Annotated in this window: 25 protein-coding genes and 1 tRNA gene; 17 read left to right on the top strand and 9 right to left on the bottom strand. The window is 66.1% G+C overall.

What is annotated here, in order from left to right:
• Positions 1 to 30 precede the first annotated feature (30 nt).
• A complete protein-coding gene (gene mnmH / locus ACPT9U_RS02750) occupies positions 31 to 1107 on the top strand; it encodes a tRNA 2-selenouridine(34) synthase MnmH (RefSeq protein ID WP_435749909.1) in 1077 nt (358 codons plus the stop codon).
• Between the two features lie 34 nt (positions 1108 to 1141).
• Here the strand turns inward: mnmH and ACPT9U_RS02745 are convergent, their stop codons facing one another.
• Complete coding sequence (locus tag ACPT9U_RS02745; RefSeq protein WP_435749803.1) at positions 1142 to 1735, bottom strand: class I SAM-dependent methyltransferase; 594 nt, start codon at positions 1733 to 1735, stop codon at positions 1142 to 1144.
• Between the two features lie 289 nt (positions 1736 to 2024).
• Between ACPT9U_RS02745 and ACPT9U_RS02740 the strand changes: the two genes are divergently transcribed.
• The 16 genes from ACPT9U_RS02740 to ACPT9U_RS02665 all read left to right on the top strand — a co-directional run bounded on the left by ACPT9U_RS02740 (position 2025) and on the right by ACPT9U_RS02665 (position 20728).
• A complete protein-coding gene (locus tag ACPT9U_RS02740) occupies positions 2025 to 4712 on the top strand; it encodes a bifunctional acetate--CoA ligase family protein/GNAT family N-acetyltransferase (protein WP_435749802.1) in 2688 nt (895 codons plus the stop codon).
• A 3-nt stretch (positions 4713 to 4715) separates the two neighbouring features.
• On the top strand, positions 4716 to 5564 hold the full coding sequence (locus tag ACPT9U_RS02735; protein ID WP_418362645.1) for a D-hexose-6-phosphate mutarotase: 849 nt from the start codon (positions 4716 to 4718) through the stop codon (positions 5562 to 5564).
• Positions 5565 to 5775: 211 nt separating this feature from the next.
• Positions 5776 to 8163: a Tex family protein gene (locus tag ACPT9U_RS02730; RefSeq protein WP_435749801.1), complete on the top strand. Its 2388-nt coding sequence runs from the start codon at positions 5776 to 5778 to the stop codon at positions 8161 to 8163.
• 131 nt (positions 8164 to 8294) lie between these two features.
• Complete coding sequence (locus ACPT9U_RS02725) at positions 8295 to 8648, top strand: arsenate reductase (protein ID WP_418362643.1); 354 nt, start codon at positions 8295 to 8297, stop codon at positions 8646 to 8648.
• Between the two features lie 29 nt (positions 8649 to 8677).
• Positions 8678 to 9541, top strand: coding sequence for an Hsp33 family molecular chaperone HslO (locus tag ACPT9U_RS02720; protein ID WP_418362642.1), 864 nt, complete (start codon positions 8678 to 8680; stop codon positions 9539 to 9541).
• 176 nt (positions 9542 to 9717) lie between these two features.
• The gene (locus ACPT9U_RS02715; protein WP_435749800.1) at positions 9718 to 11868 is read left to right on the top strand and encodes an EAL domain-containing protein; all 2151 of its coding nucleotides are present in this window, start codon (positions 9718 to 9720) and stop codon (positions 11866 to 11868) included.
• Between the two features lie 10 nt (positions 11869 to 11878).
• Positions 11879 to 13354, top strand: a complete 1476-nt coding sequence (locus tag ACPT9U_RS02710; protein WP_435749799.1) for a hemerythrin domain-containing protein — start codon at positions 11879 to 11881, stop codon at positions 13352 to 13354.
• On the top strand, positions 13332 to 14177 hold the full coding sequence (locus ACPT9U_RS02705; RefSeq protein WP_435749798.1) for a response regulator: 846 nt from the start codon (positions 13332 to 13334) through the stop codon (positions 14175 to 14177). The genes ACPT9U_RS02710 and ACPT9U_RS02705 overlap by 23 nt, the downstream gene beginning before the upstream one ends.
• 7 nt (positions 14178 to 14184) lie before the next feature.
• Entirely contained in the window at positions 14185 to 14517 is a 333-nt protein-coding gene (locus ACPT9U_RS02700) for a hypothetical protein (RefSeq protein ID WP_435749797.1), read from the top strand.
• A complete protein-coding gene (locus ACPT9U_RS02695) occupies positions 14514 to 15368 on the top strand; it encodes an HDOD domain-containing protein (protein ID WP_435749796.1) in 855 nt (284 codons plus the stop codon). Before ACPT9U_RS02700 ends, ACPT9U_RS02695 begins: the two co-directional genes overlap by 4 nt.
• A gap of 13 nt (positions 15369 to 15381) precedes the next feature.
• Positions 15382 to 17118: a PAS domain S-box protein gene (locus tag ACPT9U_RS02690; RefSeq protein WP_435749795.1), complete on the top strand. Its 1737-nt coding sequence runs from the start codon at positions 15382 to 15384 to the stop codon at positions 17116 to 17118.
• Positions 17115 to 18428 (top strand): HD domain-containing phosphohydrolase, encoded by a 1314-nt coding sequence (locus ACPT9U_RS02685; RefSeq protein ID WP_435749794.1) that lies wholly within the window; start codon positions 17115 to 17117, stop codon positions 18426 to 18428. Before ACPT9U_RS02690 ends, ACPT9U_RS02685 begins: the two co-directional genes overlap by 4 nt.
• 329 nt (positions 18429 to 18757) lie before the next feature.
• Positions 18758 to 19528: a septum site-determining protein MinC gene (gene minC, locus ACPT9U_RS02680; protein ID WP_435749793.1), complete on the top strand. Its 771-nt coding sequence runs from the start codon at positions 18758 to 18760 to the stop codon at positions 19526 to 19528.
• A gap of 31 nt (positions 19529 to 19559) precedes the next feature.
• Complete coding sequence (gene minD, locus ACPT9U_RS02675) at positions 19560 to 20372, top strand: septum site-determining protein MinD (RefSeq protein WP_435749792.1); 813 nt, start codon at positions 19560 to 19562, stop codon at positions 20370 to 20372.
• Position 20373: 1 nt separating this feature from the next.
• The gene (minE, locus tag ACPT9U_RS02670) at positions 20374 to 20634 is read left to right on the top strand and encodes a cell division topological specificity factor MinE (protein ID WP_418362636.1); all 261 of its coding nucleotides are present in this window, start codon (positions 20374 to 20376) and stop codon (positions 20632 to 20634) included.
• Positions 20635 to 20643: 9 nt separating this feature from the next.
• Positions 20644 to 20728, top strand: a tRNA-Leu gene (locus ACPT9U_RS02665).
• 186 nt (positions 20729 to 20914) lie between these two features.
• Here ACPT9U_RS02665 and ACPT9U_RS02660 read toward each other — a convergent pair.
• The 8 genes from ACPT9U_RS02660 to ACPT9U_RS02625 form a co-directional block, all read right to left on the bottom strand.
• Positions 20915 to 21154: a thioredoxin family protein gene (locus ACPT9U_RS02660; protein WP_435749791.1), complete on the bottom strand. Its 240-nt coding sequence runs from the start codon at positions 21152 to 21154 to the stop codon at positions 20915 to 20917.
• A gap of 2 nt (positions 21155 to 21156) precedes the next feature.
• Positions 21157 to 21933: a permease gene (locus tag ACPT9U_RS02655; protein WP_435749790.1), complete on the bottom strand. Its 777-nt coding sequence runs from the start codon at positions 21931 to 21933 to the stop codon at positions 21157 to 21159.
• Positions 21934 to 22001: 68 nt separating this feature from the next.
• A complete protein-coding gene (locus ACPT9U_RS02650; protein ID WP_435749789.1) occupies positions 22002 to 22133 on the bottom strand; it encodes a hypothetical protein in 132 nt (43 codons plus the stop codon).
• Positions 22134 to 22152: 19 nt separating this feature from the next.
• Complete coding sequence (locus ACPT9U_RS02645) at positions 22153 to 22548, bottom strand: hypothetical protein (protein ID WP_435749788.1); 396 nt, start codon at positions 22546 to 22548, stop codon at positions 22153 to 22155.
• Positions 22541 to 22975: an arsenate reductase (glutaredoxin) gene (arsC, locus tag ACPT9U_RS02640; RefSeq protein WP_435749787.1), complete on the bottom strand. Its 435-nt coding sequence runs from the start codon at positions 22973 to 22975 to the stop codon at positions 22541 to 22543. The genes ACPT9U_RS02645 and arsC overlap by 8 nt, the downstream gene beginning before the upstream one ends.
• The gene (gene arsB / locus ACPT9U_RS02635) at positions 22972 to 24024 is read right to left on the bottom strand and encodes an ACR3 family arsenite efflux transporter (RefSeq protein WP_435749786.1); all 1053 of its coding nucleotides are present in this window, start codon (positions 24022 to 24024) and stop codon (positions 22972 to 22974) included. Before arsB ends, arsC begins: the two co-directional genes overlap by 4 nt.
• Before the next feature lie 144 nt (positions 24025 to 24168).
• Positions 24169 to 24501, bottom strand: coding sequence for an ArsR/SmtB family transcription factor (locus ACPT9U_RS02630; protein WP_418362632.1), 333 nt, complete (start codon positions 24499 to 24501; stop codon positions 24169 to 24171).
• A gap of 304 nt (positions 24502 to 24805) precedes the next feature.
• Positions 24806 to 25126: hypothetical protein (locus tag ACPT9U_RS02625; RefSeq protein WP_435749785.1), on the bottom strand; the 321-nt coding region annotated here is incomplete at its 5' end.

The following is a 25126-nucleotide window of genomic DNA, read 5'->3' as shown; positions in this document are numbered from 1 at the left end:
GCGCAAGGCGCCCGCAGCCGCGTGAGCATCATGCAGAAAGGCGTGGCGAACGTAGCACAGCTGTCCGGGTTTGACGAGATCATCGATGCGCGCACGCCTGCGGAGTTCGCAGAGGATCACATTCCCGGCGCAATCAACCTGCCCGTGCTCGATGACGCGCAGCGCATCGTGGTGGGCACGATGTACAAGCAGCAGTCGGCCTTCGACGCGCGCCGCCTTGGCGGCGCGCTGGTGGCGGCAAACATCTCGCGCCACATGCTGGAGAAACTCCAGCACAAGCCGAAGAACTGGCGCCCGTTGATCTACTGCTGGCGCGGCGGCCAGCGCAGCGGCTCATTCACCACCTGGCTGCGCATGGTGGGCTGGGATGCATGCCAGCTCGAGGGCGGCTACAAGTCCTTCCGCCACCACGTCATCGCCGAGATCGAGCGCATCACCCCGCAGCTCGACCTGCGCATCGTCAGCGGCCCCACCGGCAGCGCCAAGACGCGCATCCTCGAGGCGCTCGCCGCCGAAGGCGCACAGGTGCTTGACCTCGAAGACCTGGCCGCGCACAAGGGCTCGGTGCTCGGCGCCCTGCCCGACCGCCCGCAGCCTGCGCAAAAGCGCTTCGAAACCTTGCTGTGGGACAGGATGCGCCGGCTCGACCCGGCACAGCCGGTGTTCGTGGAAGCCGAGAGCCGCAAGATCGGCCTTGTCTTCGTGCCCGAGCCGCTGATCCTGGCCATGCGCCGCGCACCGTGCATCCTGGTCGACGCCACGCGCGAGGCGAGGCTCGCGTTCCTGGTCCGTGACTACGCCTACCTCGGTGACGATGTCGCCGCGCTGCAGGACAAACTGCACCGGCTGCGCGAACACCAGAGCCGCGAAACCCTGGAGCGCTGGAAGGCGCTCGCCGCAACCCACGCGCTGCCCGAACTCTTCGGCGAACTCATCGACCTGCACTACGACCCGCTCTACAACCGCTCGCAGCACACAAACTACGCCGGCTACGCCGACGCCCTGCGGGTGCAGAGTGCCGATCTCGGTGATGGAGGCATCCGCGAAATCGCACAACGCATCCTGGCGCAGCACGCCGCACCGCCCACCTCTCCGGACGCAGGCTGAAACTGCGCGCCGGGAGCACGGCAACTGCGCAGACTCACGGCAGCGCGGGCAGCCTGTATCCCTCTCCGCCACCACCTGCGTGCACCGCGCACAGACGCTGCACCACGGCGGGCCGTGGACGGGCAACCTCTCCCTGTTCGAAGGCGACCACGGTCCATGCCTCATCCACGCGCTGCAGCAGCTCTCCCGGTCGCAGCAGGAAATCCGGATTGGAGGGCTTGCCGAAGCGCTCATTGCCACGCATGAAGGTCTCGTACAGCAAAACGCCGCCCGGGCGCACCGATGCGAGGAGCGCCTCAAAATGCGGCCGGAAGAGGTAGTTGCTCACCAGCACGACATCGAACGACTCCCCATCCAGCGGCCAGGCCTTGGCCTCCAGGTCCAGAACCCGGGTTTCCACGCCCTCGAGTCCCTGCAGGTGCGACAGTGCCTCGACATCCCGGTCCACCGCCACCACCTTCAGGCGGTTCGCGGCACACCAGCGCGTGTGGCGGCCCGATCCGCAGGCCAGGTCCAGCACCCGCCCTCCGGGGGGCAGCAAGGGCGTGAAGCGGACGACCCATGGCGATGGCTCACCGGTCGGGAGATGCGCGTCGTGGCTCGAAATCGGAGAAGGCGCCGGGTGCATGGATTCGCTCGGTTCGGGTTGAAGGCCGAGGCCATTCTAGCGCCGCAGCAACCCGGTTGGCGCGGCACGGGACAGCCTCCATGTGCTTCCGCGTGCGTGCTTCTACGGCCTGCGAATTCGCACGTACTGTCGTAAAGTGCACAAAAAGCGACAGGTGGCCGTCCCGCGATTGTGCACTGCAGTATAATCAGATCGCGTCCAGTCCCCCCGCGCCTTCTCCGCCGGATGAGATGACAGACATGTTGCAAATCGCATATCCAACCCTGCACACCATGACCAGGCTCCCATCATGAAAGACAAGCACTATCTGACTCCGCTGCTGGAACCGCGCTCGGTCGGCATCATCGGCGCGAGCGAACGTGAGGCGTCTTTGGGCAATGTCCTGATGCGCAACATGCTCGAGGCCGGCTACAAGGGCAAGCTGTTCGCCATCAACCCCAAGCACGAGAAGGTGCACGGGGTAGTCTGCTACAAATCCGTCGAGGACGTGCCGCAACGCCTCGACCTGGTGGTGATTGCCGTGCGCGCCGAGAAGGCACCCGCGATCATGGACGCGTGCGGACGCGCCGGCGTAAAGGCCGCGATCATCCTGTCCTCGGGCTTTTCCGAGGCCGGGCCGCGCGGCGCGCTGATGGAGCGCCAGGTCATCGAAGCCGCGCACCGCCATCGCATCCGCCTGCTCGGCCCCAACTGTCTGGGGATCATGCGTCCGCAGCTGGGCGTCAACGCCACCTTCGCCCATGCCAGCGCGCTCAAGGGCAGCATCGGCCTGATCTCGCAATCGGGCGCGCTGTGCGCGGCCATCCTCGACTGGGCCAAGCCGAACAATGTGGGCTTCTCCTCGGTCGTGTCGCTCGGCTCTTCGTCGGACATCGACTTCGGCGAAGTGCTCGAGTACATGATCTCGGACCCGCGCACCGAGAGCATCTTCCTCTACGTCGAGGGTATCCGCGACGCACGCCGCTTCATGAGCGCCCTGCGCGGCGCGGCGCGCGTCAAGCCCGTGCTGCTGATCAAGGCCGGCCGTCATCCCGACGCCTCGCGCGCAATCCTGTCGCACAGCGGCGCACCCATGGGGGACGACGCGGTGTTCGACGCCGCGCTGCGCCGCGCCGGCGTCATACGCCTGTACAACATGGGCCAGCTCTTCGCCGCGGCAAACGCGCTGTTCTCGCACTTCCGCCCGCGCGGCAACCGCCTCGCCATCATCACCAACGGTGGCGGGCCGGGCGTCATGGCGGCCGACCGCGCTGCCGACATCGGCATCCCGCTCGCCAACCTGTCCGAAGGCACCGTCGAGAAACTCAACGCCGCCCTGCCCACGGGCTGGTCGCATGGCAACCCGGTGGACATCCTCGGCGACGCCGACCCAGAGCGCTATCGCAAGGCGCTCAAGGCCGTACTCGAAGGCCCCAACGTTGACGGCGTGCTGGTGATGCTGACGCCGCAGGCGATGAGCAATCCGGCAGGGGTGGCCGATGTCGTCATCGAACTCGAGAAGACGGCGGACAAGCCGGTCGTGACCTGCTGGATGGGCGAGGAACTCGTCACCGAAGCGCGGCAGAAGTTCAGCGCCGGCGGCATTCCGCACTTCCGCACGCCGGAGCCGGCGGTCGAGCTGTTCAGCCACATCTCGGCCTACTACCAGAACCAGAAGCTGCTGATGCAGACGCCGTCTTCACTCTCGCACCTGCCCTCGCCCTCCATCGAGAGCGCGCGTCTGGTCATCGAGATGGCGCTGTCCGAACGGCGCAAGAAGCTCAACGAGATGGAGTCGAAGGCCCTGCTCGCCGCCTTCCGCATCCCGATCGCACAGACCGTGGTCGCACGCTCGGCCGCCGAAGCCATGGTGCTCTCGGCCGAAATCGGCCTTCCGGTGGTGATGAAAATCGACTCGCCGAGCATCGTGCACAAGTCCGACGTGGGTGGCGTGCGGCTGAACATCCGCAGCCTGGCCGCGGTGCGTTCGACCTATCAGGAGATCATCGACGAGGTCAAGCGCGTGCAGCCGGACGCAGTGATCAACGGCATCGCGATCGAGCCGATGATCCAGAAGCGCAACGGGCGCGAGCTGGTGGTGGCGGTCAAGCGCGACCCGGTGTTCGGCCCCGCGATCAGCTTCGGCGAGGGCGGCAACCTCGCGGACGAGAACCGCGACATCGCCGTGGCACTGCCCCCGCTCAACAGCTTCCTCGTCAAGGACATGATCCGCTCCACGCGTATCGCGACCCGCCTGGGCGAATACCGCAACATGCCCGCGGTGGACATGGGCGCACTGGAACTGGTGCTGCTGCGCATCTCGGAGATGGTGTGCGAACTGCCGTGGATCACCGAGATGGAGATCAACCCGCTGATCGTGGACGAGAACGGCGTGGTCGCGGTCGATGGCAGCATCACGGTGGAGAACGTCTCGCCCACCGCGGACCGCTACGACCACATGGCGATCCACCCTTACCCGTCGCACCTGATCAGCACCTGGACGGTGCCGGACGGCACCACGGTGACGATCCGCCCGATCAAGCCCGAAGACGCCGAGCTCGAGGTCGACTTCGTGCGTACGCTGTCGGCCGAGACCAAGTACTACCGCTTCATGAACACCATGCGCGAGCTGCCGCCCGCCATGGTCGCGCGCCTGACCCAGATCGACTACGACCGCGAGATGGCCTTCGTCGCCACGCTCACGGTCGACGGCATGGAAAAGGAGATCGGCGTGTGCCGCTACGCGGTCAATCCGGACGGCGAATCCTGCGAGTTTGCGGTCGTGGTGGCCGATGACTGGCAGCACCGCGGCCTCGCCCGCAAGCTGATGGGCGTGCTGATCGAGACCGCGCGCAACCGCGGCATCCAGTACATGAACGGGGTCTTCCTCGCCAACAACGAGCGCATGCTGAAATTCGTGCAGAAGCTCGGCTTCGTGCTCAGCAGCGACCCGGAAGACAGCTCGGTCAAGCTGGGCGTGCTGGCGCTGCAGGACTGAGCGATGGCTGCAACGATCGAGCGCATCGAGTTTCACGGCCAGCCTGCGCTGCGCTTGTCGACCGCCGCGGGCGCACGCGCGGTGGTGGCGTTGCAGGGTGCGCAGGTGCTGTCCTGGACGCCGCCCGGCGGGGAAGAGCGTCTGTACCTGAGCCCGCGAGCCTTGTTCGACGGGCACAGCGCGATCCGGGGCGGCATTCCGGTCTGTTTTCCGCAGTTCGCCGACCTTGGCGCCCTGCCCGCCCACGGCTTCGCACGCAACCGGGCGTGGACGCTCGTCACCGAGCGCTGCGGGGAGGACTTCGCCCTCATCGGGCTGCAGCTCGCCGATGATGCCGACACGCGCGCGCAGTGGCCGCATGCCTTTCGTGCGGAGCTCTCGATCCTGATCGAGGACAGCCGGCTGGATCTCGAGCTCGAGATCGGCAACACCAGTGATCAGCCTTTCGAATTCACCGCGGCGCTGCATACCTATCTTGCCGTGCGCGAGGTCGAGGAGTCGCGCATCGAAGGTCTGCACGGCTTCTCCTACCGCGACAAGACCGACGCCAACCGCGTCCGACGCGACTCCGGCGACGCGGTGCTGATCGAGGCCGAGACCGACCGCGTCTATCAAGACGTCACCCGCCCGGTGCTGCTGCGTGAATACGATCGCAGCCTGGGCATCAACGCCGACGGTTTCCCCGACGTGGTGGTATGGAACCCCTGGGTCGAGCGCAGCGCGGCCCTCGCCGACCTGCCCAACGACGGTTTCCGTCGCATGCTGTGCATCGAGGCTGCCGCTGCGCGCGAGCCGATACGCTTGGCGGCAGGCGGGACCTGGTGGGGCCGGCAGACCCTGGTCGCGCTCTGAGGCTGCCCTGCAGGCGCACCCGCCTGTGAGGGCGTGACTCCGAAAAAGGTCCGCCGGCCTCCGTTTTCGCGGGCAAGCCCGCTCCGGTGGTGATTTTTCCACCCTGCAGCCGGGCTTCGGACCAGGCATCGTGCTGCCGGCGGGTTGATCCTGGCCGGTAGCCTGTTGCACTATCCCGCCCTTCCCTTTTGCGCTTCACCGCCTCCGCCCCATGCTCCCCCCGATCGAACACCGCATCGCCGACGAGCTCGGCGTCTCGCCGCGCCAGGTCATCGCCGCCGTCCAGCTCATCGACGATGGCGCAACCGTACCCTTCATCGCCCGCTACCGTAAGGAAGTCACCGGCGGCCTGGACGACACCCAATTGCGCACGCTGGAGGAACGCCTCGGCTACCTGCGCGAACTCGAGGACCGCCGCGCCACAGTGCTGGCCTCGATCGAGGAACAGGGCAAGCTCACCGCCGAACTGCGCGCAGAGGTCGAGCACGCCGACACCAAGCAGCGCCTCGAAGACCTCTACCTGCCCTACAAGCCCAAGCGCCGCACCAAGGCACAGATCGCACGCGAAGCGGGGATCGGCCCACTGGCCGAGGCCCTGCTCACCGACCCGACGCTGACACCCGAGCACGAGGCGGAGAAGTACCTCAATGCCGACGCGGGCTTCGCCGACACCAAGGCAGTGCTCGACGGCGCACGTCAGATCCTCATGGAACACTTCGCCGAGGACGCCACCCTGCTCGGCGAACTGCGCAGCTATCTGCACGAGCACGGCCAAGTCCGCTCGAGCGTGATCGAGGGCAAGGAGAACGAAGGCGCCAAGTTCCGCGACTGGTTCGACTTTGCCGAGCCGATCGCCACCATGCCCTCGCACCGCGCGCTGGCACTACTGCGCGGCCGCAACGAGGGCGTGCTGCGCCTCGCGCTGGATGTGGACCGCCCGGACCCCGAGGCACCTCACCCCTGCGAAGGCCGCATCGCGGTACGCTTCGGCATCCGCAACCAGGGCCGCCCGGCCGACCGCTGGCTTGCCGAAACCGCGCGCTGGGCGTGGAGCGTGAAGATCTCCATCCACCTCGAGCTCGAGCTGATGAGCGAGCTGCGCGAACGCGCGGAGGAAGAGGCGATCCGCGTCTTCGCGCGCAACCTGAAGGACCTGCTGCTCGCCGCGCCCGCTGGCACGCGCGCCACCCTCGGCCTCGACCCGGGCATCCGCACCGGTGTGAAGGTCGCGGTGGTGGATGCCACCGGCAAGCTGGTCGACACCGCGACCGTGTATCCCTTCGAGCCACGCCGCGACCGCGAATCCTCGATCGCCACCATCGCCGCGCTGGCCAAGAAGCATGCGGTCGAACTGCTCGCCATCGGCAACGGCACCGCCTCGCGCGAGACCGACGCCCTGGCGGCGGAGCTGATGCAGCGCTACCCCGAGCTCAAGCTCACCAAGGTCATGGTGTCGGAGGCCGGCGCCTCGGTGTACTCGGCGTCCGAGCTGGCGGCGAAGGAGTTCCCGGACGTGGACGTGAGCCTGCGAGGCGCGGTGTCGATCGCCCGCCGCCTGCAGGATCCACTGGCGGAGCTGGTCAAGATCGACCCCAAGTCGATCGGTGTCGGCCAGTACCAGCACGACGTCAACCAGGGCCGCCTGGCGAAGAGTCTGGATGCGGTCGTGGAAGACTGCGTGAACGCGGTCGGGGTGGACGTGAACACCGCTTCGGCGCCGCTGCTCGCGCGCATCTCGGGGCTCAACGCCACGCTCGCCGGCAACATCGTCGAGTACCGCAACACCAAAGGTCCGTTCCGCAGCCGCAGCGCGCTCAAGGACGTGCCCCGCCTCGGCCCCAAGACCTTCGAGCAGGCCGCCGGCTTCCTGCGCATCCCCAGCGGCGACAACCCGCTCGACGCTTCCTCAGTCCACCCGGAGGCCTACCCGGTGGTCGAGCGCATCCTCGCCAAGGTGCAGAAGAGCGTGCGCGAGCTGATGGGCAACGGCAGCTTCCTCAAGAGCCTGCGGCCCGGGGAGTTCACCGACGAGCGCTTCGGCCTGCCCACGGTGCAGGACATCCTCGCCGAGCTGGAGAAACCCGGCCGCGACCCGCGCCCCGAGTTCCGCACCGCGAGCTTCCGCGAGGGCGTGGAGACGCTCAAGGATCTGGAGCCCGGCATGCTGCTCGAAGGCGTGGTCACCAACGTGACCAACTTCGGCGCCTTCGTCGACATCGGCGTGCATCAGGACGGCCTGGTGCACATCTCCGCACTGTCGAACACCTTCGTCAAGGACCCGCACAGCGTGGTCAAGGCCGGCCAGGTGGTGAAGGTGAAGGTGCTGGAGGTGGACATCCCGCGCCACCGCATCGCGCTCACCATGCGCCTGGGCGACGAGGCCGCACCAAAGCGCGGCGAATCCGGCGCCCGACGCGACGAACGCGCGCCGCGGCGCGCGGAAGGCAGCCAGCAGCCGCGTGGCGAGCAGCACCCGCGCGGCAACGACAATCGCCGTCCGCCCGCGCAGGGCAAGGGCGGCGCACGGCAGGAAGCCTCCCGCCCCGCGGCCGGCAACGCGCTGGCCGAGGCCTTCGCCCGGGCCCGCGGGGGGAAGTGAACGCACCGATCGAGCGCAACGGTGCGTGGGCAAGCCCGCTCCCGCAGCCTGGCGCCCATCGCCGGCAGAATCGCTCCCCTGTGCGTGGGAGCCCGGCTTCTGCGCGAATCGACCAACAAAAGGACGCCTTCATGAACCCGATCATCCACGGCATCAAGAACTGCGACACCATGAAGAAGACTTTCGCCTGGTTCGAAGGGGCCGGTGTCGCCTACGATTTTCATGACTACAAGAAGGCCGGCATCGACACCGCCACGCTCGCGCGCTGGTGCGACAAACTCGGCTGGGAAGTGCTGATCAACAAACGCGGCACGACTTGGCGCAAACTCGCTCCCGAGCAGCAGCGCATCACCAATCCCGAGGGTGCAATCGCCCTCATGCAGGCACAACCCAGCCTGATCCGCCGACCGGTCGTCGAATTTGCAAGCGGCGAGTTGGTCGTCGGCCTCGATGCCGCAGCATTCGAACGCCTGAGCGCACGCTGAACCCCGCCTCGCACACTGGACCCTCATCGATGAGCGAAACGCTTCCCAAGAGCTACATCCAGCGCTTCCTGCTGGAAGACCTCGACATCCGCGGCGCCGTGGTGCGCCTGACCGACGTCTGGCAGGCCATGCAAGCCGGGCGCGACTACCCCCCGGCGGTCGCACACCTGCTCGGCGAGATGAGTGCGGTCTCCGCCGTGATCGCCGGCAACCTCAAGCAGCCTGGCCGACTCACCTTCCAGATCAGCGGCCACGGACCGGTGCGCCTGCTCGTGATCGATTGCGCCGAAACGCTCAACCTGCGCGGATACGCCAAGGCGGAGTCGGCCCCAGCCGAAGGCACCCTGGCCGAGCTCGTCGGCGACGGCCGTCTGCAACTCTCGCTCGACATCGAAGCGATGGATCAGCCCTACCAAAGCCTGGTCCCGCTGGAAGGCGACAGCATCGGCGCAGTCTTCGAGCACTACCTCGCCCAGTCCGAACAGCAGCCGGCAGGCCTGTGGCTGGCCTGCAGCCCCAACGCCGCAGTCGCGCTTTTCGTGCAGAAGCTGCCGGGCGCCGACCTCAAGGATCTGGACGGCTGGTCCCGTATTCAGCAGCTCGCAAACACCATACGCGACGACGAACTGCTCGGCCTGGACGCCGCCGAGATCCTGCGCCGCCTGTTCGCGGAAGAAAACGTTCGCCTCTTCGACGCCCGCCCGGTCACGCACGACTGGCCTGCCGACCCGGACAAAGTCACGGCCATGCTGCGCGCGCTGGGCGAGGACGAGGTCCGAGCGATCCTCGACGAACATGGCGAAGTGGTGGTCCATGACGACCTCTCGAACCACACCTACCGTTTCGACGCAGACGACGTCGACGCCCTGTTTCGCCCGCCCACGCTGCACTGAGCCACCGCTGTCCGCTCCCGCACGATCTCACCCCATCCGTGAAATCCACCACTGCAATGATCGGGCGTACGACCTAGCATCTGCCGGACGATCCGGCTCTGTGTCCAGGCGCTCGCGCAAGACCGCCACGCAGGCCCAAGAACACAAGGGTTAGCGTAATGACAGGTAACACGGCCTTGCGAAACACCATCGCGCACCCCGACGGGGGTGCCGACGGTGAGACGCTCGCCCGCATGTATCGCACTGCCGTCCTGTCGTCGGCGAGCGCGATCATGATCTCCGACTCGACCGCCGGGGACCGGCCGATCATCTTCACCAACCCCGCGTTCACCCGCATCACCGGCTACAGCACGGCAGAGGTTGTCGGCCGCAACGCCCGTTTCCTGGTCGCCCACGACCCCGACCAGCCCGCCCTCACCCAGCTGCGCGACGCCTTGCGCCGGGGGCAGACCGCCGCGGTGCTGCTGCGCTTCCAGCGCAAGGATGGCGGGCTGTTCTGGGCCGACCTGAACATCGCTCCGGTCCACGACGACACGGGAACGGTCAGTCACTTCGTCAGCATCCTGACCGACGTCACCGATCGGATCGAACAGTCCGAGCAGCTGAGCTACCTCGCCACGCACGACCGCCTGACCGGGCTGGCCAACCGTTCGCTGCTCATCGACCGGCTTTCGCAGACCATGACCCGCTCGGACCGGCAGGACCTGCATGCAGCCGTGGTGTTGATCGACATCGACCGCTTCAAGCTCATCAACGACGAACTCGGCAACTTCGCCGGCAACAAGCTGCTGATCGAGTTCGGTCAGCGCCTGCGCGAATGCGTGCGCGAGGGCGATACCGTTGCGCGCCTGGGTGATGACGAGTTCGCCATCGTGCTGGACGGACTGCGTCCGGGTGACGACCCGACCCGTCCGACCCACGCCGTACTGCGCACGCTCGCAAAGCCCTTCCGGGTCAATCAGGTCGAGTATTTCCTCACCGCCAGCATCGGGGTAGCCGTGCACCCGCACGACGGCGTGACCCCGGACGACCTGATGCGCAACGCGCACCTCGCCATGCACCGCATCAAGCGCAGCGGCGGCAACGGGTTCTGCTGCTTTTCCCCCGACTCCGACCGCCGCTCGCACCAGTTGCTCGCGCAGGAGAACGAACTCCACCATGCGCTGCGGCGCGAACAATTCGTTCTCCACTACCAGCCGAAGCTGAATCTGCACGATGGAAGCATCTGCGGTGTGGAGGCCCTGGTGCGCTGGCAACACCCCGAGCGCGGGCTGGTGCCGCCGGGCGAGTTCATTCCCCTGGCCGAAACCCTCGGCCTCGTGCAGCCCATGGGTGAATGGGTGTTGAACGAAGCCTGCCGCCAGGCGCGCGAATGGATGGACGCCGGATTGCCGCCGATCCGCGTCGCGATCAACGTCTCCGCCCACCAACTCCGGACAGCCGGGCTGGCCGATGCGGTCGCCGCGGCGCTGGCGCGGCACGCACTGCCGGCCAGTTGGCTCGAGCTCGAGCTCACCGAGTCGGCGGTCATGGACGATATCGACCGTGCAAGTGCCATTCTCGAGCAGATCAGCGCGCTGGGTGTTTCACTAGCACTGGACGACTTCGGCACCGGGCACGCGAGCCTGAGCTATCTGCGCCGCCTGCCGTTCAACACTTTGAAGATCGACCGCAGCTTCATCCAGAACCTGGTGAACGATCCGGGTGATGCCTCGCTCTCGCTCGCGATCATCGCCATGGCGCACAGCCTGGGGCTGCGCGCCATCGCCGAGGGCGTGGAGACAGAAGCCCAGCGCGACTACCTGCGCAAGCATCTGTGCGACGAGATCCAAGGCTATCTGGTCAGCCGCCCCCTGCCTGCCGCGCAGGCTACGCAATACCTCTGCGATGCCGCCGCACTGTCAGAGTCCGCCCCGGACGACGGAGAACACCGCCCCACCCTGCTGCTGCTCGACGACGAGCAGGAAATCCTCAATGCCCTGCATCGCGTGCTCCGCCGCAGCGGCTACCGCATCCTGGCGACGACCGATCCGGACGAGGCCTTTGCCCTGCTCGCGCGCAACCCGGTGGGCGTGCTGATCGCCGACCAGCGCATGCCGCGCATGACCGGGGTCGAGTTCCTGCAGCGCGCACGCAAGCTCTACCCGGACGTCGTGCGCATAGTGCTATCAGGCTACGCCGACATCGACTCCGTGACCGGCGCGATCAACCGTGGCGAAGTGTTCCGCTACCTGACCAAACCGTGGAACCCCGAAGAGCTGCGCCAGGAGGTGCGCATGGCCTTCGACCGTTTCAACGACCACCTCCCTTCGCCGCACCTTTCCTGAGGATCTGCCCATGCCCGCCCGCATCATTGAATGGAGCGAACATTTCGAAACGGGGGTAGCCAGCGTGGATGCCCAACACCGGCGCCTGATCGAGCTTGCCAACGAGCTCGGCGATGCGATCGTGGAGAAGGACGAGTCCCGCTGCGGCCACTTCTGCGCGGAACTCGAGCGCTACGCCCTCGAGCACTTCGCCGACGAGGAGGCGTGCATGACGCGGGCGGGCGTGACGCCGCGCGCCGTCGCACATCATCACGCACGTCACGCAAGCTTCGGCACCGACCTTGATCGCATCCGGCGCGCCGCCCTGCCCAACCGGGAGAAGCTCAAGGCCATCCATCGCTTCACGCTGTCATGGCTCACCTACCACATCCTGCAGGAGGACAAGCCACTGCTTTCGGGTAATGGGGCTGCAGCGAGCGCCAATGCATCCTCCGACCCTGACCAGTCCGGCTTCATGGTCCGCACCCTGCTCGATGTCATCCACAATCTCTACGACTCACTCTCCGCAACCAACCAGGGCCTGGAAGAGCAGGTGCAGCGACGCACCCAGGAGCTGGCACAGGCAAACGCGCGCCTCCAGGAAGAGAAGCGCGCGCTCGAGGCTGCCCTGCACGACCTGAGCGATACGCAGGCGCGGCTCATGCACAGCGAGAGGATGGCCGCAGCCGGCCAGCTTGCTGCGGGCGTCGCACACGAGATCAACAACCCGGCCGGCTTCGTGCGCTCGAACCTGAGTACCCTGCGTGACTACGCCTGCGATCTGCTGGAGATCGTCGACGCCTACGCCAAGGCCGAGCCGCTCCTTGCTCAGGCTCCCGAGACACAGGCGGCACTGCGCAAGCTATGCGCCGACCGCGACCTGTCCTTCATCCGCGAAGACTTGACCACGCTGCTCGACGAGTCCGACGACGGGCTGCAGCGCATCACCCGCATCGTGCGCAATCTGCTCGACTACGCCCGCCCGGGCAGCCAGGGCCGGCTTACGGTGGACATCCACGACGAGATCGACAGCACACTCGGGCTGGTCGGGCACATCGTCCTCGAAAAGGCTGAAGTGCGCCGCGAATACGGCATCGTCCCGCCCCTGGTGTGCAGCCCGTCCGAACTCAATCAGGTGTTCACCAACGTACTGGTCAACGCCGCACAAGCCATCCAGACACACGGACTCATCACCGTACGCACCGGTACCCGTGGGCCATGGGCCTGGATCGAGATCGGAGACAACGGTGTCGGCATGGCGAGCGAAGACCTGGAGCGCGTGTTCGAACCCTTCTTCACCACCAAACCCGTCGGCAAGGGCACCGGCCTGGGCATGAGTGTGTCGTGGAGCGTCGTGCGCGACCACGGCGGCCAGATCCTCGTCGACAGCCAACCCGGCGCCGGCACCCGGGTCTGCATCGAACTACCCCTGGAGTCTGCCGAAACGGATTCCACCACGCCCGCACATCCCCGGGAGCCGCAAGATGTCCACCCTTACTCGTCCTGAGCAAGCCGCCCCAACTGCAGTGGAGACACGCCGCCGCACCCTGCTCCTGGTCGATGACGAGGAGAACATCCTCGCGGCACTGAAGCGCGCGCTGCGTCGCGACCGCTACGACATCCTCACGGCGAACTCCGGGGCGGAGGGGCTGGCCCGGCTGGCAGAGCAATCGGTGGACGTCATCGTGTCGGACCAGCGAATGCCGGGCATGACCGGGGTGGAGTTCCTGCGCGAGGCGCGAAAGGCACACCCGGACACGGTGCGCATCGTGCTGTCGGGCTACACCGAGCTCAAGTCGATCACCGATGCCATCAACGAAGGCGCGATCTACAAGTTCCTGACCAAGCCCTGGGACGATGAGCAACTGCGTACGAACATCGCCGAGGCCTTCAAGCTGAGGGAACTGGCCCAGGAGAACCATCGCCTCACCGAAGCACTGCGGGTCTCGAATGCAGAGTTGGCTGCCGCGAACGCACGCTTGGAAGCCTTGCTTACCACCAAGGAGCATGAACTGGTGATTGACAATGCCGCGCTCGATGTCGCCCGAGAAGTGCTGCACGCAGTTCCCGCGGGTATCATCGGCGTCGACACTGAAGGCATGATCGTGTTCGTGAACGCACATGCCGAGCGCTTGCTGTCGGCCAACCAACCCCTGCTCTGCAGCATGGCCGCCGAGGCGCTACCTGCCCCCCTGCAACCGCTCATGCGGGGCACCGATCCCGCCTCCACAAGGCTGACGCTGGATGGCGGCGCGTTTCGTGCCGACTGCCGCGCCATGGGCAGGCATGGCGCAGTACGGGGGCATCTGATCATCCTGCTGAAGGAATAGTGCGCTCATGTCTTCTCCATCCGACACGATCGAGCTTGCGCTGGATACGCTCACAGCGGGCGCCATCCTCGCCCGGCCCGTCACCGATGCGCGCGGCGCCGTGCTGTTGCCCGACGGCACCACCCTCACCGAATCCAACCTGAGCAGTCTCGCCCGCCGCGGAGTCACGCACGTGACCGTGCACCGCCCGGCCGAAGCGATCTCGCCCGAGGAGGCCGCCGCCCGCCGCGAAGCGGCCCGGCGCCAGGTCGAGGCCGTGCTGCAGCTCGCCGGCGACGGCCCGGCCGCCGTGCAACTGCACCGCATCGCCTTGGCGCTGCACTGTGGGGCCGAGCCATGAATGCGCCCCTGCCCCCACTCGACACCGACAGCCTGCGCGCAGCCGCAGCCCGCCTGCCCGCCCTGCCCAGCGTGGTGGTGGAACTGATCACCTCGCTCGATGCGGAGGAGGCGGACGCCGAGTCACTGGCCGAGATCATCTCGCGCGACCAGACCCTGGTGGCGCGCCTGCTGCGCATCGCCAACTCCTCCTTCTATGGCATGCCGGGCCGGATCCACTCGATCCGCGATGCGATCATGCTGATCGGCCTGCGCGGCGTGCGCTCGCTGGCCATCGCCGCCAGCCTGTCGGGCGCGCTGCCAAGGGAGTGCCCCGGGCTCTCATTGCAGCACTTCTGGCGCCATTCCACCGCAACCGCCATCGCTGCCCAGGAGCTCGCGCGGCGCAACCGGCTTCCCGCCGATCTGGCCTTCATTGCCGGCCTGCTGCACGACATCGGCCGGCTGATCCTCGCCAACGCCTACCCGGAACACAGCGCGGCCGTACAGCAGCACATGGCCGAGGTGCCCTGCCTTTGCTACGAAGCAGAGCAGCAGATCCTTGGCCTGGATCACGCCGACTTCGGCCGCATCATCACGGGTCATTGGCGCTTCCCCGCGCCGCTGGTGGCAGCGATCGGGGGACACCACGATGCGGACGCCATCGGCCAGGATGCGCTTGCCGCCTGCGTCCACCTCGCCGACATCCTCGCTGCCGTCATCGAACCTCAGCCCGAGCACGCGCTGTTTGCCGCGCCCCCCGACGAGGACGCCTGGCGCCGCCTGATGCCCCCCGAACCCGAGGCGCTTGCGATTTGCAGAACCATTCAGGACCAGATCACCGCCAACGGCGAGATCTTCTCGGTCCATTGAGCCGGAGCGCGCCATGATGACAGCAGAAACGTCTGCAGTTTCGGACCCCGATCCCACCGAGGGCACCTCCGGGCTCGCCGCCCAGCTCAGGCTGCTCGACACCGTGGGGTCGCCAATGCTGGCCTACCGCGACGACACCATCCTCTATGCCAATGCAGCGATGGAAAAGCTCACGGGCCGCAAGCGCGAAACGCTGCTCGGTATGCCTTTTCATGCCCTGGCCGTGGACGAGGATGCCGAAATCTGGCAATCGCGCGCCGCGGCGCGCCTGCGGGGCGCGGCTGTCCCCGACGCGTACGAGATCCGGATCGCATCAACCACCGGCGAGGTCCGTCAGGTAGAGCTGCAGGCGACACGGGTACAGATCGGAAACGAGCAGATCATCATTGGCTTCCTGTACGACCTGACCATGCGTCGCAAGGCTGAAAAGCGCGAGCGCTTCCTTCTCAGCCTGCTCGACCAGATCGTGGATCTGACCCCCGTGCCGATCATGGTGATCGATCAGAATCACCAGGTTACCTACTGGAACAAGGCCTGCGAGGCCATCACCGGCATGCCCAAGCAGGAGGTCATCGGCACCAGCCGTCACTGGCAACCAATCTACGACCGCGAGCGTCCATTGCTCGCGGACCTGATCATCGATGGCGTGGTGGAAGAGCAGTTCGAGAGCCTCTATGAGAACAGGGTGGTCCGGTCCGGCTTGATTCCAGATGCCTACGAGGCCGAGGGTTACTTTCCGAGCATGCGTGGAGGCGGGCGCTGGTTCTACTTCACCGCCGCGCCCATCCGCGACCTCCGTGGACGCCTGCTCGGCGCGGTCGAAACCCTGCAGGACGTCACCCCCCGCCATCAGGCCGAGGACGCACTGCGGGCGCACCAGCAGGATCTCGAGCGCCTCGTCGCGGAGCGCACTGCGCAGCTCGAATCCACCAGCGAACAGCTTGTGCAGTCCGAGAAGATGGCCTCCATCGGCCAGCTTGCCGCAGGGGTGGCGCACGAGATCAACAACCCGATCGGCTATGTGCACTCCAACATCGGCTCATTGGACAACTACGTGGAAGATCTCTTCCGCCTTCTCGATGCCTACGAGGCCGCCGAGGCCGACATCGCCTCGCCCGAGCGCCGGGCCCAGCTCGCGGCGCTGAAGGCGGAGGTCGATATCGAATTCCTCAAGGAGGACATTCCCTCCCTGATGCACGAGTCCAAGGAAGGCATCACCCGCGTGCGCAAGATCGTGCAGGACCTGAAGGACTTCTCCCATGCCGACGTGACACAGGAGTGGCAGTTCGTCGATATCCGCAAGGGCATCGAATCCACGCTGAACATCGTCAACAACGAGATCAAGTACAAGGCCGATGTGATCCGCGAGTTGGGGCCGATTCCCGACATCGAGTGCCTGCCGTCCCAACTCAACCAGGTGTTCATGAACCTGCTGGTCAATGCCGCACACGCGATGGGCGACGACCGGGGTACGATCCGGATCAGCAGCCGCAGCGTGGATGAAGCGCACGTGGCCGTCGAGGTCAGCGACAACGGCTGCGGCATCCCCAAGGACATCCAGAAGCGGATCTTCGACCCCTTCTTCACCACCAAGCCCATCGGCAAGGGGACCGGCCTCGGGTTGTCACTGTCCTACGGTATCGTGCAGAAGCACCACGGACGCATCGAGCTGGAGAGCGCACCGGGCGCAGGCACCACCTTCCGCGTCATCCTCCCGGTATCGCAGCCACGGGAGGAACAAGGCGAATGAGCGAAGCCGCAGCGGAAGGAATCCCCCTCGCCACCGAGGTGTGGCGTGTACTGTGCGTGGACGACGAGGCCAACATCCTCTCGGCGCTGCGCCGCCTGTTCCGCCCGCATGGCTACGCGATCGTGATCGCCCACAGCGGCGCCGAAGGCCTCGCCGCACTCGAAGCGCAGGCGTTCGACCTCGTCATCTCCGACATGCGCATGCCCGAGATGAACGGCGCGCAGTTCCTCGAGCAGGTACACCAGCGCTGGCCCGACACCATGCGCATCCTGCTCACCGGCTACGCGGACATCACGTCCACGATCGACGCGGTCAACAAGGGACAGATCTTCCGCTACATCAGCAAGCCGTGGAACGACGAAGACCTGCTGATGACCGTGCGCCAGGCGCTGGAACACAAGGCGCTTGCGCGTGAGAAGCTGCGCCTGGAAGCGCTCACCACCCGCCAGAACGAGGCGTTGCGCGAGATCAACGCCACCCTGGAAGCACGCGTAATCGAGCGCACCGAGGCGCTGCGAGAGGCCAACGAGCGCGTGAAGGCAAGCTTCCTCACCTCGATCAAGGTGTTCACCAACCTCATGGAGCTACGCGGCGGCCCGCTGGTCGGCCATTCGCGCCGGGTGGCCGACCTTGCACGCCGGATCGCGCGCCACATGGGGCTGGAGGGGCAGGTCGTGCAGGACATCTTCCTCGCCAGCCTGCTCCACGACATCGGCAAGATCGGGCTCCCCGACACCCTGCTCGCGCGCTCGGTGACCGACATGAACGGCGAGGATACGCACCTCTATCGGAAGCACCCTGTAACGGGTGAGCAGGCACTGATGGCGCTGGAAGACCTGCACGGCGCGGCGAAGCTGGTGCGCGGGCATCATGAACGCTTCGACGGCAAGGGCTTTCCTGACGGCCTTCTCGGCGAGTTCATCCCGATCGGCGCGCGCATCCTGTCGGTCGCCAACGATTTCGACAGCCTGCAGATCGGCACCATCGCCCCGCGCCGCATGAGCGCAGAGGCCGCGACCCGGCTCATCGTCGACTACAGCGGCAAGCGCTACGACCCGGACGTGGTGGAGGCCTTCCTGGCCGTCACCAGCGCCGTGGAAGCGCCTGCAAGCAACACTGAAGAGCGCGCGCTCAACGTGGACATGCTCGAGCCGGGCATGGTGCTGACGCGCGACCTGATGTCCAGACAAGGCTATCTGATGCTGGCCGCGGACTTCACGCTCACACGCGGCATCATCCGCCAGATCGCCGACTATGCCGAGGCCGAGAACCTGCCCCAACTGCAGGTCTTCGTGCGCATTCCGAGGTAACCTCATGCCCCGACGCATCAGCCCGCAGGAGCTCGAACTGCGCGGGCTCAAGGCGGAATCCCCCGGCATCACCAAGGTCCGCAGGGGGCCGGACGGAGAGTTGCTGATCGACGGCGACTGAGCAGCTACGCCAGCCCCCACCCGGTCGGACGCGCGGCGAACACGCCTGCACCCGCGGCTTCGCCCCTGCCCTGCCCCTACGCCTCTCGCCCGCCCCGATCTCCCGGCGCCGCGCTGCATGCGCGCGGCGATTGTGCGCCACCGTTGCGCGCCTTGCCCGAAACCCGGCTGGTCAGTACACTCGCATGATTTTGTAGCCCTCCCGACCCATGGCCGCCAGCGCAAGCACCCGCCCCATCGAATTCCGTAACACCACGCTGGGCGTCACCGTCGCAGTGCTGCAGGCCGCCGAGCCTGCCGAGCTTGCAGATGCCCTGCACAAGATGCTTGGCGGAATGCCCGATTTCTTCAATGGCGAAGCCGTGGTGCTCGACTGCGGCGGTCTCGCCAGCACGACCCAGCGCCTCGACTGGCCCGGCCTGCAATCGCTGCTGCGCCGCTACCGCCTGCAACCGATCGGCGTGACGCGACTGGCCGAAGCGCATCACGACGACGCCCGCCGCGCCGGCCTGGCACTGCTCGACGGCGCCCTGAGCGGCGCCCGGCCCCCCGCCGAGAACAGCACCGCCCCGGCACCCACACCCAGGCCGGTAGCCGATGCGCCGGCCCCGGCACCCGCTGCGCAGCCCGCCCCGACCGCCACGATGTTCATCGACCGCCCCCTGCGCTCCGGGCAGCAGATCTATGCCCGCGGCACCGATCTCGTGCTGCTCGGCGGCGTAAGCCCGGGCGCAGAAGTCATTGCCGACGGCAGCATCCACTGCTACGGTCCGTTGCGCGGCCGCGCGATCGCAGGCGCGCAGGGCGACCATGCGACGCGCATTATGAGCAGCAATTTCGGCCCGGAGCTGGTGTCGATCGCGGGGGTGTACCGCACATTCGAGCGCGGCATCCCGGAAACCTTCGCCGGCAGACCCACCCTGGTGCGACTGACCGGCGCCGAGCATACACTCAACCTCGAAGCGCTGAAGCTCGACTGAGCCAGCTGCACCATATCCACAAGGGGAAACCGTGAGAGTCATCGTCGTTACGTCCGGCAAAGGTGGCGTCGGCAAGACCACCACCAGCGCAGCCTTCGCATCCGGCCTCGCCCTGCGCGGCTTCAAGACCGCGGTCATCGATTTCGACGTCGGTCTGCGCAACCTCGACCTGATCATGGGTTGCGAGCGCCGCGTGGTCTACGATCTGGTCAACGTGGTCAATGGCGAAGCCCGCCTCAACCAGGCCCTGATCAAGGACAAGCACTGCGAAAACCTCTTCATCCTCCCCGCCTCGCAGACGCGCGACAAGGACGCGCTGACCGAGGAAGGCGTGGAGAAGGTGCTGCAGGAACTCGAGCACATGGGCTTCGACTACGTGGTGTGCGACTCCCCCGCCGGCATCGAGCGCGGTGCCGTGATGGCACTGACCTTCGCCGACGAGGCGATCGTCACCACCAACCCCGAGGTGTCCTCGGTACGCGACTCCGACCGCATCCTCGGCATCCTGCAGAGCAAGTCGAAGCGCGCGCGCGACGGCGGCGAGCCGGTCAAGGAGCACCTGCTCATCACCCGTTATTCGCCCAAGCGCGTCGAGGAAGGCGAGATGCTGTCGTACAAGGACGTGCAGGAACTGCTGCGCGTGCAGTTGATCGGCGTCATTCCCGAGTCCGAATCCGTCCTGCACGCATCCAACCAAGGCACGCCGGCCATCCACCTCAAGGGCACCGATGTCGCCGAGGCCTACGCGGACGTGGTCAGCCGCTTCCTGGGCGAGGACCGCTCGCTGCGCTTCGTCAACTACGAGAAGCCCGGCCTGATGAAGCGCCTGTTCGGAGGGAAGTGACATGTCCTTCCTTTCCAAACTCTTCGGCGAAAAGAAGAAGACCGCTGAGATTGCGAAGAACCGCCTCTCCCTGCTCATCGCCCACGAACGCGCCGGCGGCACGCCAACCGTCGACTTCCTCCCCGCTCTGCAGCGCGAGCTGATCGAAGTCATCTCGAAGTACGTCGCCGTCAACCCGGACGACATCAAGGTCCAACTCGACAAGCAGGACAACATGGACGTGCTCGAGGTCAACATCGTGCTGCCGGAGCAGAACCGCTAAGCAACGGGCGCCCGGGTGATGAAATTGGTAACCATAGCGGACTTAAAATCCGCCGGCGCAAGCCTTACGGGTTCGAGTCCCGTCCCGGGCACCATTAAAAAACAACGACTTGCGTAGCGCCATCGGGCTTGACCCGGTTTGATCGACTTTTTTGCTGCATTTTTGCTGCAATCGATCAGAGGTAGCTACACCTGTCTCCTCATTATCGGAGCAGGAGACATGGCAAGAGTTGTCAAGCGGGGCCCATATATCACTCCGCGTTTGTTGCGGTCGGTCGATTTCAGGCTGCCCGTATCCACTCCGCAATCGTCGCCGTCGTCGGAATCCGCCCTGACGAAACTAGCTTGCCACCGATCACCAGCCCCGGGGTCTTGAGCACGTCATGGGCGAGGATCTCGTCCATGGCGGTGACCTTCAGGACTTTGGCTTCGGTCCCCGTCGTGGCAAGGGCTTCGCGGACGAGTTCTTCCAGCTTGCGGCAGTTGGCGCAGCCAGGGCCGAGCACCTTGATTTCGAGCATGATCAGACTCCTTTCAGTGAGGACGCGTGGCGGCTTGCGACCGACAGCAGCACCGCCAGCAGCGCGATGAAGCCCGCGAGGTAGAGCGCGAGCATGAGCAGTGAGGCGCCGTCGATCCAGGCGCCGTAGATGAGGCCGGCGGCGGCACTGAAGAGCGCCACCAGCCCGACGTAGGTAAAGGTCTTCTTGCGACCGATGATCGCCGAGATGATCAGAATGCTCTGCAGCGACAGCTCGGGGTCGGACATCAGGTAGGCGAGCAGCGTGCCGCGATGCATGCCGAGCTCGAGGAACATCTTGGCGATCGGCACCTCGACCAGGGTCGGGAAGTACATGAACACGCCGAACACCACGCCCGCCATGTTGCCGGTGAGCGAGTTGGTGCCCGCCAGCATCTGGATCCATTCGGGGCGGATCAGCACTCGGATCATGCCGACGATGAACACGCCCACGACCAGCAGCGGAAAGATCTGCTTCACGAAGCGCCAGGACTCCCACAGCCAGTCGCGCAGCTCGTCCTCGTTCAGACGGTGACGGACGATGTGGCTCAGCACCGCAAGCAAGGACCCGGCGGCAGCTGCAGCGGGATACGACACCGCCTTGCTGGAGTTGCGACCGAGGAAGCGGGTAACCGTCTCTTTGGGAATCAGCGCAGACATCGCGCCGGCGATGAAGAACGCGGGCAGCAGGCAGAGCAGAACATGCGCTGCGAGATAGGCGGCAAGGTTACCCGTACCGCCGTACAGGACGGGCATCACCCAGGAAAGCACCATGTCCATTTCACCCGCTCCAGCAAGGAATCCTGCAACCTGATATCCGCTCGACTCGACCCACAGGCGATACCTGATCAGCCACTCCACCGCCGCCGACCATGCAGCACATCCTCGGCCTCGGCCGGCTGGCAGGGGCGATGCCGCAGGTAGCGCAAGAGCTCGGCTTCATGCGCCGACCAAGCCTCAAGCAAGCGTGGGACCGTCACGCGTGCGCTCCTGGCATCGTCAGATCGACTTCTGATTCACCCGCGCCGACAACTCGGCCGCGCTCTCCTTGCGCTCGCTGTAGCGATCGACCAGGTAAGGCGCGATGTCGCGCGTCAGCAGCGTGAACTTCACCAGTTCCTCCATCACGTCCACAACGCGGTCGTAGTAGGCCGAGGGCTTCATGCGGCCGTGGTCGTCGAACTCGAGGAAGGCCTTGGCGACTGACGACTGGTTGGGGATGGTCAGCAGGCGGCTGAAAGAGCGTGCGCGTAGCGAACCGTAGAGCAGCGCGATACGTGGCGGATGGACGGACGGTTGCTGAACCTGCAATCGCGCGGGATCTGGCACGCGGAACAGCGCGGCCTCGATGTTGGACAGATCAGGGAGGGAAGTGCCGGGCAGCGACTCAGACACGACGCCCCTCCGCATCGATCACCTGCTCGCCGTCCTCCTTGGCAAAGGCGCCGCACTGCGGCTGCGGCTGCGGCTGCGGCAGGATGTCGAGCACGACTTCGGAGGGCCGGCAAAGGCACGTGCCGAGCGGGGTGACGACGATCGGGCGGTTGATCAGAATGGGGTGGGCGATCATCGCATCGATCAGCTCGTCCTCGGTCTTCGCCGGGTCGTCAAGGCCGAGTTCGGTGAAGAGCGTCTCCTTGGCGCGCATGATGCCGCGCACGCCGAGACCGGCAGCCGCGATCAGCGCAACCAGCGTTTCACGGGTGGGCGGCGTCTTGAGGTACTCAATGACCTCCGGCTCAGCCCCGCTGTTGCGGATCATCGCCAGGGTGTTACGCGAAGTGCCACAGCGCGGGTTGTGGTAGATCGTGATATCGCTCATTTCTGTCCTTGTTCAGTTGCGGCGCGCCTCGGCGGCACCGGAAACCAGTATCGGGTGCGGTTGACGATGGCCACCAGCGACAGCATCACCGGCACTTCCACCAGCACGCCGACCACCGTTGCCAGCGCCGCGCCTGAGTTCAGGCCGAAGAGCGAGATCGCCACCGCCACCGCCAACTCGAAGAAATTCGACGTGCCGATCAGGCAGGCCGGCCCTGCGACGTTGTGCGGCAGCTTCATCGCCTTCGCGGCGACATAGGCGATCAGGAAGATGCCGTAGCTTTGCACCAGCAGTGGCACCGCGATCAGGCCGATCACCAGTGGTTGCGCCACGATCGTACCCGCCTGGAAACCGAACAGCAGCACTACGGTGGCGATCAGGCCGACGATGGACCAGGGCTTCAGCCGGCCGACGAATTCAGCGACCGCCTGTGACGAGCGGCGTTCGAGCACGTGCCGGGTCGCCATGCCGGCCACGAGCGGCAGTACCACGTAGAGCACCGTCGACAGCAGCAGTGTCTCCCACGGCACGGTGAGATCGGTGACACCGAGCAGGAAGGCGGCAATCGGGGCGAAGGCGAACACCATGATGAGGTCGTTCACCGACACCTGCACCAGGGTGTAGTTGGGGTCGCCCTTCACCAGCTGGCTCCACACGAACACCATCGCGGTGCACGGCGCCACGCCGAGCAGGATCATGCCGGCGATGTACTCGCTGGCCGAAGCCGGATCGACCCAGGGCGCGAACAGATGCTGGAAGAACAGCACGCCGAGCGCCGCCATCGTGAAGGGCTTGATCAGCCAATTGACCACCAGGGTCAGGAGCAGGCCCTGCGGCTTCTTGCCGACGTCCTTCACCGCATGCCAGTCGATCTGGATCATCATCGGGTAGATCATCACCCAGATGAACACGGCCACCACCAGATTGACCTGGGCGAACTCGAGGCCGGCGATGGCTTGGAACGCGCCCGGCGCGACCAGCCCCAGGCCGACGCCGGCGAGAATCCCCAGCCCGACCCAGACCGTCAGGTAACGTTCGAACAGCCCCATCTCAGCCCTCTGTCGGCGTCTGGCCGATATGGTCAAGTGGGGACCGGCGCGGCTTGGCCGAGCGCAGAAAGAGCACGTTGTAGATCTTGTCGGACATTGGAGGCCTATCTGTCGTTATGAGCCCGGGCTGGGCGATCGTTCAGCTCAGCAATTCAGTCCCGAAGCACAGGCATCGACGCCGCACAGCTCGGGCATGCCGGTGCAGCACTCTTCGGTGAGGTAGGCGATCAGTTCGCGCATCAGCGCCATGTTGGCGCGGTAGCGCTGGAAGCGGCCCTCCTGTTCCGCCGACACCAGGCCGGCGTGGGTCAGCGTCTTGAGGTGGAAGGACAGATTCGTGGGCGGGACGTCGAGCGCGGCCGACAGCTCGCCCGCCACCATGCCCGCAGGGCCGACTCGCACGAGCAGGCGGAAGACGTCCAGGCGGATGCCCGAGGACAGGGCCTCGAAGATCGGCAGTGCGGCGTTCTTTTCCATATTTTGTTCTCCGGGTCCATCGCTCAGGGCGCCGCTCAGGGCCCCACCTAGGCGGCATCGTGACGGGGCGGCATCACCATCCAGCAGATCAGCAGCATCACCTACGAACCGACGAGCGCATCGGAAGCAATTATAATGATACTTATAGAACTCTTGAAACGTAGAGGCGAGCATGTAAGGACAGAGTGAAGCTCTCGTGACGAACCAGGGCCGCCCGCCTCGCCAACTACGAAGAGTTGCATCGGGGGAACGTGAGCCGGGCGTATTTGCGCCTTGAAGCCGCGCAGTGAGCATGGGCATGGACTCAGCCGATTTCAGCTTCACCCGGCAGGTTGGTGCGCTCGACTTGGCCACTGCGATCAACCACGGTTGCGACTGCCGAAGCCTCGACCCTGAGCGCTTGCGCCAGCAGCTCGAGGCCGAGCCGAGCCTGCTCGGCCTCGCGGCAGAGATCGGTCGCAGCCGGCCGCATCTGTTCTCGGCGACCGCCGTATTCATTGCGCCCGAAACGCTCCTGGCCATTGAAGTAACCGTCCGAGCAACCCCGCCCCCCCGCCCCCCCGGCGGAGCCGGCGACTTCAGAGATCGACGACGTGCCTGAGCAGCCCGAATGACACGCGCCAGC

Origin of the sequence: Thauera sp. AutoDN2 (assembly GCF_051280715.1) — a bacterium.
In the GTDB taxonomy this organism is placed as follows: domain Bacteria; phylum Pseudomonadota; class Gammaproteobacteria; order Burkholderiales; family Rhodocyclaceae; genus Thauera.
Note: the sequence above shows the minus strand (reverse complement) of the source record. Positions and strands in the feature narration are given on the sequence as shown.

Excerpts from the sequence above, each read along its gene's own strand:
- mnmH (WP_435749909.1), top strand. The coding sequence starts at position 31 with ATGCAGAAAGGCGTGGCGAACGTAGCACAGCTGTCCGGGTTTGACGAG.
- ACPT9U_RS02745 (WP_435749803.1), bottom strand. The coding sequence starts at position 1,735 with ATGCACCCGGCGCCTTCTCCGATTTCGAGCCACGACGCGCATCTCCCG.
- ACPT9U_RS02740 (WP_435749802.1), top strand. The coding sequence starts at position 2,025 with ATGAAAGACAAGCACTATCTGACTCCGCTGCTGGAACCGCGCTCGGTC.
- ACPT9U_RS02735 (WP_418362645.1), top strand. The coding sequence starts at position 4,716 with ATGGCTGCAACGATCGAGCGCATCGAGTTTCACGGCCAGCCTGCGCTG.
- ACPT9U_RS02730 (WP_435749801.1), top strand. The coding sequence starts at position 5,776 with ATGCTCCCCCCGATCGAACACCGCATCGCCGACGAGCTCGGCGTCTCG.
- ACPT9U_RS02725 (WP_418362643.1), top strand. The coding sequence starts at position 8,295 with ATGAACCCGATCATCCACGGCATCAAGAACTGCGACACCATGAAGAAG.
- ACPT9U_RS02720 (WP_418362642.1), top strand. The coding sequence starts at position 8,678 with ATGAGCGAAACGCTTCCCAAGAGCTACATCCAGCGCTTCCTGCTGGAA.
- ACPT9U_RS02710 (WP_435749799.1), top strand. The coding sequence starts at position 11,879 with ATGCCCGCCCGCATCATTGAATGGAGCGAACATTTCGAAACGGGGGTA.
- ACPT9U_RS02705 (WP_435749798.1), top strand. The coding sequence starts at position 13,332 with ATGTCCACCCTTACTCGTCCTGAGCAAGCCGCCCCAACTGCAGTGGAG.
- ACPT9U_RS02700 (WP_435749797.1), top strand. The coding sequence starts at position 14,185 with ATGTCTTCTCCATCCGACACGATCGAGCTTGCGCTGGATACGCTCACA.
- ACPT9U_RS02695 (WP_435749796.1), top strand. The coding sequence starts at position 14,514 with ATGAATGCGCCCCTGCCCCCACTCGACACCGACAGCCTGCGCGCAGCC.
- ACPT9U_RS02690 (WP_435749795.1), top strand. The coding sequence starts at position 15,382 with ATGATGACAGCAGAAACGTCTGCAGTTTCGGACCCCGATCCCACCGAG.
- ACPT9U_RS02685 (WP_435749794.1), top strand. The coding sequence starts at position 17,115 with ATGAGCGAAGCCGCAGCGGAAGGAATCCCCCTCGCCACCGAGGTGTGG.
- minC (WP_435749793.1), top strand. The coding sequence starts at position 18,758 with ATGGCCGCCAGCGCAAGCACCCGCCCCATCGAATTCCGTAACACCACG.
- minE (WP_418362636.1), top strand. The coding sequence starts at position 20,374 with ATGTCCTTCCTTTCCAAACTCTTCGGCGAAAAGAAGAAGACCGCTGAG.
- ACPT9U_RS02660 (WP_435749791.1), bottom strand. The coding sequence starts at position 21,154 with ATGCTCGAAATCAAGGTGCTCGGCCCTGGCTGCGCCAACTGCCGCAAG.
- ACPT9U_RS02655 (WP_435749790.1), bottom strand. The coding sequence starts at position 21,933 with ATGGACATGGTGCTTTCCTGGGTGATGCCCGTCCTGTACGGCGGTACG.
- arsC (WP_435749787.1), bottom strand. The coding sequence starts at position 22,975 with ATGAGCGATATCACGATCTACCACAACCCGCGCTGTGGCACTTCGCGT.
- arsB (WP_435749786.1), bottom strand. The coding sequence starts at position 24,024 with ATGGGGCTGTTCGAACGTTACCTGACGGTCTGGGTCGGGCTGGGGATT.
- ACPT9U_RS02630 (WP_418362632.1), bottom strand. The coding sequence starts at position 24,501 with ATGGAAAAGAACGCCGCACTGCCGATCTTCGAGGCCCTGTCCTCGGGC.